Source organism: Caulobacter ginsengisoli (assembly GCF_030814835.1).
GTDB classification, from domain to species: Bacteria; Pseudomonadota; Alphaproteobacteria; order Caulobacterales; family Caulobacteraceae; genus Caulobacter; species Caulobacter ginsengisoli.
Window position 1 is genome coordinate 92,681 of the sequence record NZ_JAUSVS010000001.1, and the last position, 15,413, is coordinate 108,093.

A 15,413-nucleotide genomic window follows, 5' to 3' on the forward strand; every position below is an offset into this window, starting at 1 on the left:
GATGCCGCATTCCCCGGTTTGGCGAAAAACCGCGATCCGGCTTGTCAATCGCCACGACTCTGAGCTATCAAAGCGAATGATACCGGTGTCAACGCGGAAACGACACCTAATGACACCGGTGTCATACCCAGACTCGTGATACTAGCGCGGTCAGGAGCGGGTTAGGCGGATTTAGCAACCGGCGGCGGAGATCGCCGGGGACGCGCGAAGGGGAGGGAGTTTATCGTGTCGAAAGCCCATGCTTCGCGCACCACCGCGCTGCGTTTTGGCGCCTCGCTTGCGGCCATCGCCTGCGCGCTGGCCGCCACCAACGCCCAGGCGCAGACGCCGCCGCCGTCCGACGAACCTTCCGAGGTTGAAGCGGTCGTGGTCACGGGCTTCCGCCAGAGCCTTGCCAGCGCCATCGCCGTCAAGCGCCAGGAAGTGACCGTCGTCGACGCCATCAAGGCCGAAGACATCGCCGACTTCCCCGACCTGAACATCGCCGAGGCCATCCAGCGGATTCCGGGCATCTCGATCGACCGTGACGCCGGCGAGGGCCGCTCGATCACCGTCCGGGGCCTGGGGTCGGACTTCACCCGCACCCGCATCAACGGCATGGAGGCCCAGGCCACCACCGGCGGCACCGACTCCTCGGGCGGCGCCAACCGCGGCCGCGGCTTCGACTTCAACGTCTTCGCCTCCGACCTGTTCAGCGGCGTCACCGTGCGCAAGACCGCCTCGGCCGAGACCGAAGAGGGCTCGCTGGGCGCCACCGTCGACCTGACCACCACCCGGCCCTTCGACTACAAGGGCTTCAAGATGGCGATGTCGGCCCAGTACGGTTACAACGACCTCTCCGGCGAGTGGGACCCCAGAGCCGCCTTCCTGATCAGCGACACCACCGAGGACGGCCGGTTCGGGGCCCTGTTCTCGGTCGCCTATTCCAAGCGCAACCTGATCGAAGAAGGCTTCTCTTCGGTGCGCTGGGAGCGGGCCACCGACAACGGCGGCTTCTGCAGCCCGGTCGGCTATGCGCCGCAGAACCCGGCCAGCGGCAGCGGCGCCAGCGCCGCCAACTGCACCACCGGCGTGGCGCGCCCGGCCAACACGGCCTCCAACAACGCCGCCTATACCGCGGTCAATGCCTCGACCATCTTCGCCCCGCGCCTGCCGCGCTACGGCCGGCTGGTCCACTCGCAGGATCGCCTGGGCTACACCGCCTCGTTCCAGTGGAAGCCGACCGACGCCACCACCGTCACCTTCGACGTGCTCTATTCCAAGCTGGAAGCCACCCGTCAGGAGAACTTCCTGGAATCGCTGTCCTTCAGCCGCAACGCGTCGGCCGGCGGCAAGCCGCAGATCGGCGTGGTGAGCGCGGTCGTGGCCAACAACATGATCGTCGCCGGCGTCTTCAACAACGTCGATGTGCGCAGCGAGCAGCGCTATGACGAGCTGTCGACCGAGTTCACCCAGCCGACCCTGACCGTCGATCACCGCTTCAGCGACAACTTCCGCATGCGGGCCTTCCTGGGCCGGGCGACGTCGGACTTCGACAACCCCGTCCAGACCACGGTCACCCTGGATCGCCAGAACATCCAGGGCTACGGCTGGGACTTCCAGGGGCATATGAACACGCCTCTGATCAACTACGGCTTCGACGTCACCAACCCGGCCAACTGGAACTGGCGCGATGTCAGCCTGGGCACGGCCGTGACCGCCGTGCCGCGCTCCGAGATCCGCATCCGGCCCAACGGCGTGGAGACCAAGTTCACCGCCGGCCAACTGGACTTCGTCTGGGACCTCAACGACGACCTGACCTTCAAGTTCGGCTACAATTACAAGAAGTTCGACTCTCGCTCCTTCGACCGGCGGCGGACGGACGAGACGGTTGTGCCGGCCCTGCCGGTCGGCACGACGGTGGCCGACATCTCGATGCTGCTGCGCGGCTTCGGCGACGGTCTGGGCCAGCCGGGTGGCAACGCCACTTCCTGGGTGGTGCCCAACCTCCCGGTGATCGCCAGCCTGTTCAACATCTACTGCAACTGCAACACCGGCGTGCCGGGCGGGGACTTCACCCTGACCAGCACCACCAACGGCAACGCCCGCGGCGGCAACCGCTTCATCAGCGAAGAGGACCGGTCCTACTACCTGCAGCTGGACTTCCGCACCGACGTCTTCAGCATGCCGCTGCGCGGCAATGTCGGCTTCCGGGGCGTGAACACCAACCTCTACGCCGAGGGCTACAGCTCGACCGGTGGCGGGACCAAGGTCTACGGCAGCCATGAATATCAGGACTACCTGCCGTCCCTGAACCTGGCCCTGAACATCACCGATGACTTCGTGGCCCGCTTCGGCGTCGCCAAGGTGATGGCGCGGCCGCAGATCGGCAACACACTGGCCGGGACCAACTATCTGGTGCCGACCACCTCGCTGGCCCCGTCCAGCCCGAACTTCACCGCCTCCATCGGCAACGTGAACCTCGATCCGTTCCGGGCGACGACCTACGACCTGAGCTTCGAGTGGTATTTCGCCAAGGACTCGCTGCTGTCGGCCGCCTTCTTCTACAAGGACATCGACACCTATATTCAGATCATCCGCCAGGACCTGCAGTACCAGGATCTGACGGCCCTGAACCCGTCGGCCTTCGCCCCGGGCTTCTGCCAGATCGCCAACGGCTGCTCGCCGACGACGATCTTCCAGCTGACCAGCGCGGTGAACACCAAGGGCGGGCCGCTGTCGGGCTTCGAGCTCAGCTACCAGCAGCCCTTTACCTTCCTGCCCGCGCCGTTCAACGGCCTGGGCGTGCTCTTGAACTACACCAAGGTGACGAGCGAGATCGACTACTGCAACAACGCGCTCTGCACGCTGACGGTGACCGACGACCTGATCAACCTGTCGCCGACCGCCTACAACGCCACCCTCTACTACGAGGATGAAAAGCTCAGCGCCCGCGTCTCCGCCGCCTGGCGGGACGAGTATCTGCAGAATGTCCCGGGCCGGAATGGCAACCTGGTCGAGGGCAAGACCGAGACCTTCAACGTCGACGCCTCGATGTCCTACAAGCTGACCGACAGCGTGCAGGTGACGTTCGAGGGCCTGAACCTTACCGACGAGTTTAATCGGCAGTGGGTCGGCGACGACACCCGCAGTTCGACCTCGGTCTACCACCATACCGGCCGCCAGGTTTACTTCGGCGTCCGCTACACCTTCTGACCTACCCTCCTTGCGCATGACTGGGCGCCGGCTACCCCCGGCGCCCAACTTTTTACGGAGAAGGGGATCGGTGTTAGGCGTTCATCTCGCCTGACAGGAGTACAGCTATGAGCAAAGATCGCCTCGCCGTTCTGGCCGCCATGATGGATCAGGGGGTGATCCCGGTCTTCTACCACCCCGACGCCGAGGTCTGCGCCAAGGTCATCCAGGCCTGCGCCGACGGCGGGGCCAAGGCCATCGAGTTCACCAACCGCGGCGACTTCGCCGCCCACGTCTTCCTGGACGTCACCCGCCATTTCGCCAAGGCCGATCCCAGCGTCATCATGGGCGTGGGCTCGATCGTCGATGCGCCGACGGCGGGGCTCTATATCGCCAACGGCGCCAACTTCGTGGTCGGCCCGATGCTGAACCCCGAGGTCGCCCGGCTCTGCAATCGCCGGATGATCGCCTACAGCCCCGGCTGCGGCAGCGTCACCGAGATATCCGAGGCCCAGGAACTGGGCTGCGAGATCGTCAAGGTCTTCCCCGGCAGCCAGGTCGGCGGCCCGGACTTCGTCAAGTCGGTGCTAGGGCCCATGCCCTGGACCAAGATCATGCCGACCGGCGGGGTCGATCCGACCGAGGCTTCGCTGAAGAGCTGGTTCGGGGCGGGCATCGTGGCCGCCGGGATCGGCAGCAAACTCATCAGTCAGGACCTGCTGGACGCCGGTGACTACGCCGGTATCGAAAAGCGGGTCCGCGACACCGTCGCCCTGATCAGGGCCATTCGCGGGAAATAGACGTGACCGACATCCTCGACATCCGCCCCGCCAGCGACTGCCGCTGGGACTGCGCCAGCTTCGGCGAGGTGATGCTGAGGTTCGATCCTGGCCACGGTCGGGTGCGCAACGCCCGCACCTTCCAGGTCTGGGAGGGCGGCGGCGAATACAATGTCGCCCGGGCCATGCGCAAGACCTGGGGCAAGCGCTCCACCGCCATCACCGCCCTGCCGGCCAACGACCTGGGCTGGCTGGTCGAGGACCTGATGATGCAGGGCGGGGTGGACACCAGCCACCTGCTCTGGCGCCAGTTCGACGGCATCGGGCGCAACACCCGGGTGGGCCTGAACTTCACCGAGAAGGGCTTTGGCATCCGCGCGGCGCTCGGCTGTTCGGACCGGGCCAATTCCGCCGCCTCGCAGATCCGCCCCGGCGAGTTCAACTGGGACAGGCTGTTCGGCGAGGAGGGCGTGCGCTGGTTCCACACCGGCGGCATCTTCGCGGCCCTGGCCAGCAACACCGCCGAGGCCGTGATCGAGGCGGTCGAAGCGGCCCATCGCTACGGGACCATCGTCTCCTACGACCTCAACTACCGGGCCAGCCTCTGGAAGAGCCAGGGTGGCAAGCCCGGCGCCCAGAAGATCAATCGCGCCATCGCCGAGCATGTCGACGTGATGATCGGCAACGAGGAGGACTTCACCGCCTGCCTCGGCTTCGAAGTCGAGGGCCTGGACGAGCACATCAGCGCCATCGACCCGGCCAACTTCAAGACGATGATCAAGACTGCGGTCGCCCAGTTCCCCAACTTCAAGGTCGCCGCCACCACCCTGCGCAACGCGAAGACGGCCACCTTCAACGACTGGTCGGCCATCCTCTATGCGGGCGGCGAGTTCTACCACTCGACCCTGCGCGAGAACCTCGAGATCTACGACCGCGTCGGCGGCGGCGACGGTTTCGCCTCGGGGCTGGCCTATGGTTTCCTGGAAGGGAAGGGGCCTCAGGCGGCGGTGGAATACGGCGCGGCCCACGGGGCGCTGGCCATGACCACGCCGGGGGACACCTCGATGGTCAATGTCAGCGAGGTCGAGGCGGTGATGAAGGGTAAGGGGGCGCGGGTTATCCGGTAGTCAGCCGCGCGATCTGTTCCGCCGCCGCATCCTGTCCCGCGTCATCCAACGCGGCAGCTTCCACCACTCCAATCACCGCCTGCTCGGACTTCTTCCGCATCCGCCCGTAGGCCGGATCGTAGTGATGCTCGATCAGTCCGTCCGCCAGGGCCGCGAAATCCCCCGCCTCGGCCAACTCCCGCCAGCCGGCTATCTGTTTGCGGCCCGGATGCACCGGCAGCCGTGCGATGGCCGCCTCCAGGGTCGCCGGGTTCTCGACAATGTCGCGATAGGCCCGCAGCAGGTAGTCGACCCGCGCTGCCCGTGGGACCTGTAGCTCAATCACCGGGGCGGCCCGCATGGCGTCCCACAGCGCGGGTGGAAGGAACCGCTCGCCGATGCGGCTGGACTCGGCCTCGACCACCACCGGCCGTGACAGGTCGAGCGCGGCGAGGGCCGTCAGCAGCCGGCTCTCGAACATCTTCTGGCTGGGCTGCGGCGATCCCGGCACGGCCCCGAACAGCGAGCCGCGATGGCCGGCCAGGCCTTCCAGGTCCAGCACCTGCACGCCTCGCGCGGCCAGCCGTCCCAGGATCTCGGTCTTGGCCGAGCCGGTATTGCCGTCCAGCAGGATGAGCTTCAGCGAGCAGGGCTGGTCGTAAAGCCGGGCCTTCACCGCCCGGCGATAGGTCTGGTAGCCGCCCTTGACCACGCTGACCCGCCAGCCGACCTGGGAAAGGATGGTGGCCATGGCGTTCGACCGCGAGCCGCCCCGCCAGCAATAGATCAGCGGGTGGAAGGTCTTGGGCCGGCCGGCCAGGGCCATCTCGAGATGCAGGGCGATGTTGCGCGCCACCAGGGCCGCACCGATCCGTTTGGCCTTGAAGGCCGACTCCTGGACATAGATGGTCCCGACCTGCGCCCGCTCCTCGTTGGTCAGAACCGGCAGGTTGATGGCGCCGGGCAGGCGGTCCTCCTCGAACTCGCCCGGGCTGCGCACGTCGATGACCGCGTCATAGCGGTCGGACGCCAGATCCTCGAAGGCCTCGACAAAGCGCATCATGCGACCTGCTATACAGGGCTTTTCGTCCTTGCCGAGAGAGTCGCCCCGATGCCCCAGGAGCCACGCCTGACCTCGCTCGCCCATGGCGGCGGCTGTGGCTGCAAGCTGGCCCCCGGGGTGCTGAGCGACGTCCTCTCCCGCATGCCCGTCCCTGGTGTCTTCCCGGACCTGCTGGTCGGGACCGAGACCAGCGACGACGCCGCCGTCTGGAGGCTTTCCGACGACCAGGCCCTGGTGGCGACCACCGACTTCTTCATGCCGGTGGTGGACGATCCCACCGACTTTGGCCGCATCGCCGCGACCAACGCTCTGTCGGACGTCTACGCCATGGGCGGCCGGCCGATCTTCGCGCTCGCCATCGTCGGCATGCCGGTCGGTCAGCTCAGCCCGGAGACCATCGGCGCCATCCTGGCCGGCGGCGCCTCGGTCTGCGCCGAGGCCGGCATCCCGGTGGCCGGCGGCCATTCCATCGACAGCGTCGAGCCGATCTACGGGCTTGTAGCGCTAGGACTGGTCGACCCCAAACGGCTGAAGAAGAACAGCGGCGGCCAGGCCGAGGACGTGCTGATCCTGACCAAGCCCATCGGGGTCGGGGTGCTGAGCGCCGCCTTCAAGCAGGAGAAGCTGACCGCCGCCGGCTACGCCGCCCTGATCGCCACCACTACTCAGCTCAACAAGGTCGGCCCGGACCTGGCCCTCAACCCCCATGTCCACGCCATGACCGACGTCACCGGCTTTGGCCTGCTGGGCCATGCGCTGGAGATGGCGCGGGGCGCGGGCCTGACCGCCGAGATCGAGGCCGACGCCGTGCCGCTGATCGAGGGGGTGCTGGACCTGGCGCGGGAAGGGGTGCGCACCGGCGCCTCGGGGCGCAACTGGGCCAGCTACGGCGCCAGCGTCGATCTGCCGGTGAGCCTGCCCGACTGGCGGCGCGACCTGTTGACCGACCCCCAGACCAGCGGCGGCCTGCTGATCGCCGTCTCACCGGAAGGCGCGGCTCCGGCCCTGGCCCGCGCCCGGGCGGCGGGCTTTTCGGCCCGCAGTATCGGCCGGCTGGTGGCGGGGCCGCCGCGCGTGCGGGTGATCTAGCGGGGCGGTCGCCTGACCACCGGATGTCGCCACAGGGCATAGAGCATGAGGGGCAGGCCGAGAGCGGCGGGCAGGGTCCAGTAGGCGATCACCGGCAGGTCCCGCCACACGGGCAGGTTCCTGCCGTTGTCGACATAGAAGGCGGTCAGCAACAGGATGTAGGACCATCCCATCCCGGCGATGTGCCATCGGGGCCAGCCAGGCCAGGCCAAACGCCGCGCCCTGCGGCCCAGCCAAGCGGCGGCGAAGGCCAGGCAGGCCAGGATGAACAGCTGGTAGTCCTCGCGCCAGCGGACGGCGGCCAGGGCGGCGGCCGAGGCGGCGACCACCGCGAGGCTCCAATAGTAGACGCCGCCAAAGGTCGGGTGCCGGCCGACGGCCTTGCGGCTCAGCATCGCCACCGCGCCCGTCACCACGCAGACCAGCCCGGCGGCCACATGCAGGCCGACCCCAGCCAGGAAAACCGGCGAGGTCGAGGGGATGGGTATCCCCGCGACAACGGTGACGGCGTCACTCAAGCGCCTGGCTCCTTGCCCCCTCGGGGCTGTGTGGCCGGCCTGATCCTAGCGCGTGAACCCGGCCTCGGCGAAGTCGACCATCCGGGTCAGCAACGCGTCCACATCGTCCTCGTGGGTGGTCCCCTCGCTCAGCACGTTCAGGCGGTCCAGCTCGGCGAAGCGGTTCTGGTGGATCATGCCCAGCACGAAATGCAGCCGCCAATAGACCTCCTCGCGAGGGAGGGCCGGGCTGGCGGCGATCAGGGCGTCGGAGAAGCGGCGCAGGTGCGAGACATCGCCCGACAGCGACTGGCGGATCTCCTCGGTGCCCTCGCTCCGCGCTCGTATGAGAAATTGCAGCGAGATGCGCCGGTCGTTGGCCGGGGCCAGCCAGCGCAGGGGCGGGGCCATCAGGGCGGTCAGGATCTCGCGCACCGGCGGGGCGCCGCCATGGCGGTCGTTGGCCTCGTGCAGCATGCGGGCCCGCTCGCGGTTCAGCTCCGCCGTCCGCCGGCGGAAGATCTCGAACAGCAGGGCGTCCTTGGAGCCGAAATGATAGTTGACGCTGGCCAGGTTGACCTGCGCCTCGGCGGTGATGTCGCGCACCGAGACGTTCTGGAACCCGTGCAAGGCGAACAAGCGCTCGGCGGCGTTGAACACCAGGTTCTTGGTCGCGGCCTCGACTTCGGGCGCCGCCACATCGGGCGCGCCGGCCTCTTCCATGGGACTCACTTCGTTTCGGCCCTTCCGTTACGAAACACGGAGCATTACGGGCTTGGGCGTCCGGTGCAAGCGAAGTTGAACAGCTGTTTGATCCGCGCGGCCTAGAGCAGCCAGCCGCCGCTGTCGCCGGTCACGTTGCCGGCTAGGGTCATGCGGTAGTCGGCCCGGCCGTCCCCATCGACATCCAGCGCCAGCAGGGTGTTGCCGCCCGACAGGGTCAGGGTCATTTCGCCGGCGTGGTGGGTGAATCCCCCAACCAGATGGAAGGCGTCGTCGGCCCCGGTCGAGACGTCGGCGTCGATGGCCGAGAGGTCCAGCCGGTCGCCCTGGGCCTTGATCAGGTCGTTGACCGTGTCGGTCTCGACCGCCCCGCTGGTGCGGACGGAGGCGGCGGTGACCACGAAGGTGTCCGCCCCCGCCCCGCCGACCAGGATGTCGGCCCCGGCACCGCCGATCAGGGTGTCGTCCCCGTTCATCCCCTTGAGCACGTCGTCGCCGGCCCCGCCGTCCAGGCTGTTGTTCCCGGCATTGCCGGTCATGGCGTTGACCAGGCCGTTGCCGACGCCGCCGATGTTTCCCGAACCCTCGAGGATCAGGGTCTCGATATTGGCCGCCAGGGTGAAGGTGACGGTCGCGCGGACGATGTCCGTCCCCTGGCCGGCGGCCTCCGCCGTCGTGTCGCCGACGTCGTCGACATAGAAGGTGTCGTCGCCCAGACCGCCGGTCATGGCGTCCGCGCCCAGTCCGCCGGTCAGCAGGTCGTTGCCGTCGCCGCCCGAGAGGCTGTCATCGCCGTCGCCGCCGTTGAGCTGATCGGCCCCGGCGCCGCCGTCCAGGCTGTCGATCCCAATGCCGCCGTCCAGGATGTCGGCGCCCAGGCCGCCAAGCAGGGTGTCGTCGCCATTGCCGCCGTCCAGCCGGTCGGCGCCGTCGCCGCCGTCGAGGCTGTCGTCGCCGTCCTGGCCCAGCAGCTGGTCGGCCCCGATCCCGCCCAGCAGGGTGTCGCCGCCGTCGCCGGCCTTGACCAGGTCGTCGCCGCCCGCGCCGTCGATGCGGTTGGCCCCGGCATTGCCGATCATGGTGTTGGCCATGCCGTTGCCCGTCCCGTCGATGTCCCCGCCGCCGGCGTCCAGGATCATCCGCTCGAGATTGGCCCCCAGGGTCCAGCTGACGAAGGCCACGACGACGTCGTTGCCCTCGCCCCCGGCCTCGACGACGCTGTCGCCCGCGTCGCGGACATAGAAGGTGTCGTCGCCGCTCCCGCCGACCAGGGTGTCGTCGCCGGCGCCGCCGTCGAGGATGTCGTTGCCGCCCAGACCCTCCAGCCGGTTGCTGAAGAAATTGCCGAAGATGGAGTTGGCGCCGCCATTGCCGGTCCCGTTGATGTTGCCGGCGACATTGAAGTTGCCGAACTCATCGGTCCGGTAGTCCTGCAGTTCGAGGTTCTCGAGGTTGGCGCCCAGGGTCCAGCTGATGGTCGACCGCACGGTGTCGGCGCCCTCGCCGGGGTTCTCCAGGATGGTGTCGCCGGCGTCGTTGACGAAATAGATGTCGCCGCCGTCGCCGCCGGCCAGGGTGTCGCTGCCGTTGCCGCCCTCCAGGTAGTCGCCACCGCCGCCGCCGTTCAGCTGGTCGTCGCCGTCATAGCCGTACAGGGCGTTGCCGCCGCTATTGCCGGTGATCTGGTTGTTCAGCTCGTTGCCGGCCCCGGTGAAATCGTCCGCCCCGGTCAGCTCCAGGTTCTCGAGATTGGCGCCGAGGGTATAGGTGAGACCGGCCTGCACCGTGTCGGTCCCGCCGCCCGGGTCGGTTTCTTCGGGCGTGTCGTCGGGCGAATCCAGAACATAGGTGTCGTCGCCGTCGCCGCCGCGCAGGATGTCGGGCTCGGCCGTACCGGTCAGCACGTTGGCGCCGCTGTCGCCCAGGATCACCGAGCGATAGCGGACCAGGAACTCGAATCCGTCGCCGGGCTGGTTCTCGAAGACGGCGACCCCGCCGGGCCCCTCGGCCACCACGTCCAGGTCGCCGTCGCTGTCCAGGTCGACGGCTTCGAAGCGGGTGAAACCGGTTTCGGAACCGAAAAGGTTACCGGCCCCTTCGGCGAAGCCGGCGCCGTTGCCGAGGTTGTAGAACACCCGGTAGCCATTGCCGCCGACCGCCCCGACCAGCAGGTCCTGGAAGCCGTCGCCGTTCAGGTCCAGCACCGCCAGGCGAGCCTGGCCGCCCACATAGACCTGGGAGAGGCCATGGTCGGGCCGCAAGGTCAGGTCGCCGTGGTCGTTTTCGTAGGCCTGCAGCCAGCCGCTCGTCGAGGTGATCTGGTCCAGGTCGCCGTCGCCGTCATAGTCGATCAGGGCGGTGTCGTCGGTCCCGGTGACCCCGGTCGGCAGGCCGGGGCCGGTCATGGCCTCGAAATGCGCCACGCCGGCCACCGCCAGGCCGTCGCCATCGCTGATCCCCAGGGTGATGGTCCGCGTGCTGGTGTGGCCGTCGAGATTGGCGATGGTCAGGGCTCGCAGCAGGGTCTGCACCGCCTCGGGTGTCGCGCCGGGGCCGAGGTCGAGCTCGAAGGTCGTACCCTGGCCGCCGCTGGCCTGGCCGATGACCACGCCGTCGATGCTGACCGCGCCGGTCCCGCTGTCGAAGGCGACGCTGGCGTCGGTCTGGATGGCGACCCGGTCGCCGACCAGCAGGCCGGACACGCGCAGCACCCCGCCGTCCAGGCTGGCGTCGGCGTCGGTGAGGCTGAAGCCGGCGGCCAGCAGGTGCGGGGTCGCCGCGTCGGTCGAGTCGACGACCAGGTCGCGGAAATCCGCCAGGATCGGCGGGTGATTCAGCACCGTCGGCTGGGCCTCGATCGCGACCTGCCCGCTGGCCTGCCCGCCCTGACCATCGTCGATGAGGTAGGTCAGGGTGCGCCAGTGGTGGGCGGCCGGAGTGTTGCTCCGCCAGGTCAGGCTCTCGACCAGCGCCTCGACGGCTGCCGAGGTCGCGCCAGCCCCGAAGGTCACCACCAGTTCGCCATGTGCGCCGGTCGAAGTCTGGCCGATCAGCGTCCCGTGGAAGCGGACCTGGCCGCTCACCGAATTATAGGTGACGCCCCCGGTCGGGCTGATGGTGATGACGTCCTCGGCCAGCATCCCCGAAATCGTCAGGCTGCCGCCGGCCAGGGAGCCCTCGGTCCAGAAGCTGACGTCGGCGTCGATGATGTGGGGCGTGGTGGCGTCGGCGGCGCTGAAGCTGACATTGTCCAGGCCGGTGAAGACCGTCGGGTCGTGCTGCGGGGTGACGGCCAGGTCGAAGCTGATGCTGGCCGTTGGGCCCGAGCCGGACGCTGTCACGGTGAGGTTGCGCGTCGGGGTCGGCGCGTTGCTGGCGTCGGCATAGGCCAGGTGGCGCAGCACGGCCTGTACGATCCCGGCCGGCTGGTCCTGGTTGAAGTCGATATGCAGGCCCGAGGCCGTCCAGTACGCCGTGCCCAGAGACTGGCCGGCGCCGCCCAGATACAGCATGCCGCCGCCCAGGTCGTAGAGGCCGAAGTCGTCGCCAACGATGTTGATCTGGTCCTCGGCCAGCAGGCCCGAGATCTCCATGTGGCGATAGCCGCCGCCGTCGGGGTCGGTGAAGACCGCGTCGGGCAGCATGAACTGCAGCCCGGCATTGACCGTGTCTTCCAGGAAAGTCGGGGCGGTCAGCTGGAAGACGCCCGCATCGTCCTGTGGCGTGATGCCGACCGTGATCTGGTCCGAGCCGCTGCCGCCCAGGCCGTCGGTCACCGTCACCGTCAGCACCGAGGTCTGCGGGGTGTCGTCCAACTGCTGCAGGGTCAGGGCCTCGACCAGCGCCTCGACCGCCGCCTGCGTCGCGGCTGGGCCGAGGGTGACGGTGAAGTCCGCGCCCTGGCCGCCGCCGGCATGGCCGATGACCACGCCGCCATAGCGGACCTCGCCCGTGCCGGAATCGTAGCCGATCTGGCCGGCGCCGTTGCCCAGGTTGGCGAGGGCGACGCGGACGTCGTCGGCCAGGCCCGACACCACCACCGAGCCGCCGTCCAGCTGGCTGGTCGTCAGGGCCAGGGTGACGTCGTTGTCCAGCCGCTGCGGCGTCGCCTGGGCGGCGTTCTCGGCGAACGCAGCGTTGTCCAGGCCGGTGAGGGACGGGGGGAAGTAGTCGTACTCGGCGGTGACATGCACGGCGATCTGGCCGCTGGCGATCCCGCCCTCGTTGTCGGTGGCGGTGACGGTCAGGCTGCGGTCGGCGGTCGGGAAGTCGCTGGTGTTGGCATAGGCCAGGTGCTCGAGGATGACCTCGACCATGGCCGTGGTGACCGGGAAGCCGGCGTCGAAGGCCAGGGTCAGGGTCCCGCCATTGCTGCCGCTGGCATGACCGACGACCTGGCCGTTCCAGGAGAGGGCGCCGCTGGCCGCGTCGAACGTCACGCCGCCGCCGTCGGTGAAGGTCACCCGGTCCTCGGCCAGCAGCCCCTGGACCTTGACCGTCCCGCCCTGGAACTGGCTCCAGACGTCGGTGAGCGTGACGTCGGCGTCCAGCAGGACCGGGGCGGCGTTGACCGCGTTCTCGCCGAAGCTGGCGGCGGTCAGGCCGGTCAGGGCGGGCGGATTGACGTCGTGCGAGTACTGGAAGGTGACGTCGAAGTTGAGCTGCGCGCTACTGGAGCCGTTCACCCACACGGAAACAGTGTGATGCTGGGCGGGATTGGCCGACGTGCTGGCCAGGGTGGCGCTCTGGATGATCGCCTTGATCTGCTCGGCCGTGAGCGTGGCGACGTTTTCAGCGAAGACGCTGGTGCTGTTGCTGGACTGGAAGGCCCTGGCGATCACCTGGCCGTCCCAGAAGATATAGCCGCCGGAGGTGTCGAAGGTCAGGCGGTTGTCGGCGGCGCCGGTTGTGTCGAACCATACCCGATCCTGGAAGGTGGCGCTGAAGTTGAGGCTGTAGGCGCCCTCCGAGCCGGTCAGGGTGATGTCGCCATCCAGCACCATCGGCGTCGCGGCCTGGTGGATGTCGCGGAACACCGGGTCGAAGCCGCCCAAGGTCCCGGGGTCGAGCGAAGGATTGACGAAGAAGTTGAAGCTGGCGCCGGCTGACAGGCCGTAGCGGTCGGTGATCGTGACGCCGAACGCGCGCTGCTCGGCCGGCTGGTTGCTGGGCGTCGCATAGGTCAGCATCGTCGCCAGAGCCTGGATGGCCGCGATACTGGCTGTGCGCTCCAGGTGGATGACGAAGTCGGCGCCCGCCCCGCCGCTGGCCTGGCCGATCAGCACGCCGTTCTGGGTGATCCGGCCGGTGGCGGCGTCGAAGGCGATGTCGCCAGCCTCGGACTGGCCCGCCAGGCTGATGCGGTCCTCGGGCTTGAGGCCGCCGATCCGCAGCTCGCCGCCGCCGATGTTGTCGTCCGCGTCGCTGAGATTGAGGGTGAGGCCCAGCGCCACCGGGCCGGCGTTGGCGGTGTCCTCGAACGTGAAGCCCAAGCCGTTGGCCTGGATGGCCGGGGCGCGGTTCTCGACCTGCGGCGTGACGTTGAGGGTGAAGCCGACGCCGGGGGCGGTGGTGTTCTCGATGAACCAGCCCCAGCCGTTGCCGTCGGTGATGCCCAGGTCGGTGTCGCCGTCGCCGTCCAGGTCGGCGGCGGCCGGGGCGGCGTTGTTCATCACATGCACGCCGGCCAGCGGGTTCCAGCCGGTGTCCTGGAACTGGCCGTTGTTGTTGATCCAGACCTTCAGCCTGCCGTCGGCGAGGCCCCCCACGGCGTCGAGGTCGTGATCGCCGTCCATGTCCAGGAAGGTCAGGACCCGGACCCCGGCCGAGTTGAAGACCGACTCCGAGGCCACGCCGTTGAAGGGATTGGCGCCGCCATGCATCTCGGTGAAGACGCCGCCGTCGTTGCGGAAATAGCGGACCGTGCCGGCGCTGGCGATGACCAGGTCGTCGTCCCCGTCCTGGTCCAGGTCGACACCGGTCGGATTGCCCCAGGGCATCCAGGCGAGGAACGGATTCTGGGCGTCCGAAACCGGCGTCAACACGCCGCCGTCGTTGCGGTAGAGCCGATAGCCGACGCTCGACGCGCCCGGGTTCACCATCTGGCCGACCAACAGGTCCGGATCGCCATCGCCGTCATAGTCGATGAAGGTGGGGGAGGGCGAGCCGTAGGCGCTCTGCTCGGAGGTCAGCTGATAGAAGAAGTCCCAGTCGTACTTGTCGACGCGGGGGTCCGCGCCGTGGTCCGTCACCCAGTGGCCGACCTGGATCGAATAGAGGCCCGTGCTGCCGTTCAAGCTGGTGGAGGCGAAGTCGGCCCGGCCGTCGCCGTTCCAGTCGGCGAAGCTCAGCCGCGGAGAGCCGCCGTGGCCAAGACTGCCGAGGAACAGTTCGCCGACGTCGTTGCTGAGGCCGTGGGAGACCCAGCTGTTCTGGGGACCGAGCGCCGCGTGGCCGTCGGCGTCGGTCAGCAGCAGCTTGAGTGGGCGGCTGATGGTGGGGGTGTCGCTGTGGTTTTCGTAGGTCAGGTTCTGCAGCAGGGCCTGCACCGAAGCGGCGCTGGCGTTGCTGAGGAAGGTGACGGTCAGATCGCCGCCTGTCCCGCCGCTGGCGGTGGCGAACTGTACGCCGCCGTAGGTCAGGGCCCGGGTCGCGGCGTTGAAGCCGATCTGGCCGACCCCGGTCCCCTGATTTCGGAAGGAGAGGATGTCCTCGGCCAGCAGGCCCGAGATGACCAGCGAGCCGCCGCCGAGGCGCGTCCCGGTGATCGTGAAGCCGGTGTTGAGCAACTGGGGTCCGTAGTTGGCGTCGTTCTCTTCGATCGTCGCGTCGCGGGGACCGCCGATCACGGGGGTGTCGGCAACAGGCATCGGGTCACTCGTCTGGTCGCAGCTTGGGCAGGCTGCTTCTGACTCGCCAAATCGCGGCGTGGGACTGCACAAACGCGGCAGCATTCACCCAAAACGGGTATGATGCGCCGGCT

8 protein-coding genes are annotated in these 15,413 nt (G+C 68.4%); 4 read left to right on the plus strand and 4 right to left on the minus strand.

Annotated features, from left to right (window positions below):
* Positions 1-225 precede the first annotated feature (225 nt).
* From QO010_RS00430 to QO010_RS00440, 3 genes are all read left to right on the plus strand, one after another.
* Positions 226-3,195, plus strand: a complete 2,970-nt coding sequence (locus QO010_RS00430) for a TonB-dependent receptor (protein ID WP_307344565.1) — start codon at positions 226-228, stop codon at positions 3,193-3,195.
* A 107-nt stretch (positions 3,196-3,302) separates the two neighbouring features.
* Entirely contained in the window at positions 3,303-3,974 is a 672-nt protein-coding gene (locus QO010_RS00435; protein WP_307344567.1) for a bifunctional 4-hydroxy-2-oxoglutarate aldolase/2-dehydro-3-deoxy-phosphogluconate aldolase, read from the plus strand.
* A 2-nt stretch (positions 3,975-3,976) separates the two neighbouring features.
* Positions 3,977-5,080, plus strand: a complete 1,104-nt coding sequence (locus tag QO010_RS00440) for a sugar kinase (RefSeq protein ID WP_307344569.1) — start codon at positions 3,977-3,979, stop codon at positions 5,078-5,080.
* On the opposite strand, the gene mnmH is transcribed toward QO010_RS00440, so the two are convergent.
* A complete protein-coding gene (gene mnmH, locus QO010_RS00445; protein WP_307344571.1) occupies positions 5,070-6,122 on the minus strand; it encodes a tRNA 2-selenouridine(34) synthase MnmH in 1,053 nt (350 codons plus the stop codon). The genes QO010_RS00440 and mnmH overlap by 11 nt on opposite strands.
* Positions 6,123-6,170: 48 nt before the next feature.
* Between mnmH and selD the strand changes: the two genes are divergently transcribed.
* Positions 6,171-7,211, plus strand: a complete 1,041-nt coding sequence (selD, locus tag QO010_RS00450) for a selenide, water dikinase SelD (RefSeq protein ID WP_307344573.1) — start codon at positions 6,171-6,173, stop codon at positions 7,209-7,211.
* On the opposite strand, the gene QO010_RS00455 is transcribed toward selD, so the two are convergent.
* The 3 genes from QO010_RS00455 to QO010_RS00465 all read right to left on the minus strand — a co-directional run bounded on the left by QO010_RS00455 (position 7,208) and on the right by QO010_RS00465 (position 15,300).
* Positions 7,208-7,729: a hypothetical protein gene (locus tag QO010_RS00455; protein ID WP_307344575.1), complete on the minus strand. Its 522-nt coding sequence runs from the start codon at positions 7,727-7,729 to the stop codon at positions 7,208-7,210. The genes selD and QO010_RS00455 overlap by 4 nt on opposite strands.
* Before the next feature lie 45 nt (positions 7,730-7,774).
* Positions 7,775-8,431, minus strand: a complete 657-nt coding sequence (locus tag QO010_RS00460; protein WP_370873692.1) for a TetR/AcrR family transcriptional regulator — start codon at positions 8,429-8,431, stop codon at positions 7,775-7,777.
* A gap of 101 nt (positions 8,432-8,532) precedes the next feature.
* Positions 8,533-15,300: an FG-GAP-like repeat-containing protein gene (locus QO010_RS00465; protein WP_307344578.1), complete on the minus strand. Its 6,768-nt coding sequence runs from the start codon at positions 15,298-15,300 to the stop codon at positions 8,533-8,535.
* Between the last annotated feature and the right edge of the window lie 113 nt (positions 15,301-15,413).

Excerpts from the sequence above, each read along its gene's own strand:
- mnmH (WP_307344571.1), bottom strand. The coding sequence starts at position 6,122 with ATGATGCGCTTTGTCGAGGCCTTCGAGGATCTGGCGTCCGACCGCTAT.
- QO010_RS00460 (WP_370873692.1), bottom strand. The coding sequence starts at position 8,431 with ATGGAAGAGGCCGGCGCGCCCGATGTGGCGGCGCCCGAAGTCGAGGCC.
- QO010_RS00465 (WP_307344578.1), bottom strand. The coding sequence starts at position 15,300 with ATGCCTGTTGCCGACACCCCCGTGATCGGCGGTCCCCGCGACGCGACG.
- QO010_RS00435 (WP_307344567.1), top strand. The coding sequence starts at position 3,303 with ATGAGCAAAGATCGCCTCGCCGTTCTGGCCGCCATGATGGATCAGGGG.
- selD (WP_307344573.1), top strand. The coding sequence starts at position 6,171 with ATGCCCCAGGAGCCACGCCTGACCTCGCTCGCCCATGGCGGCGGCTGT.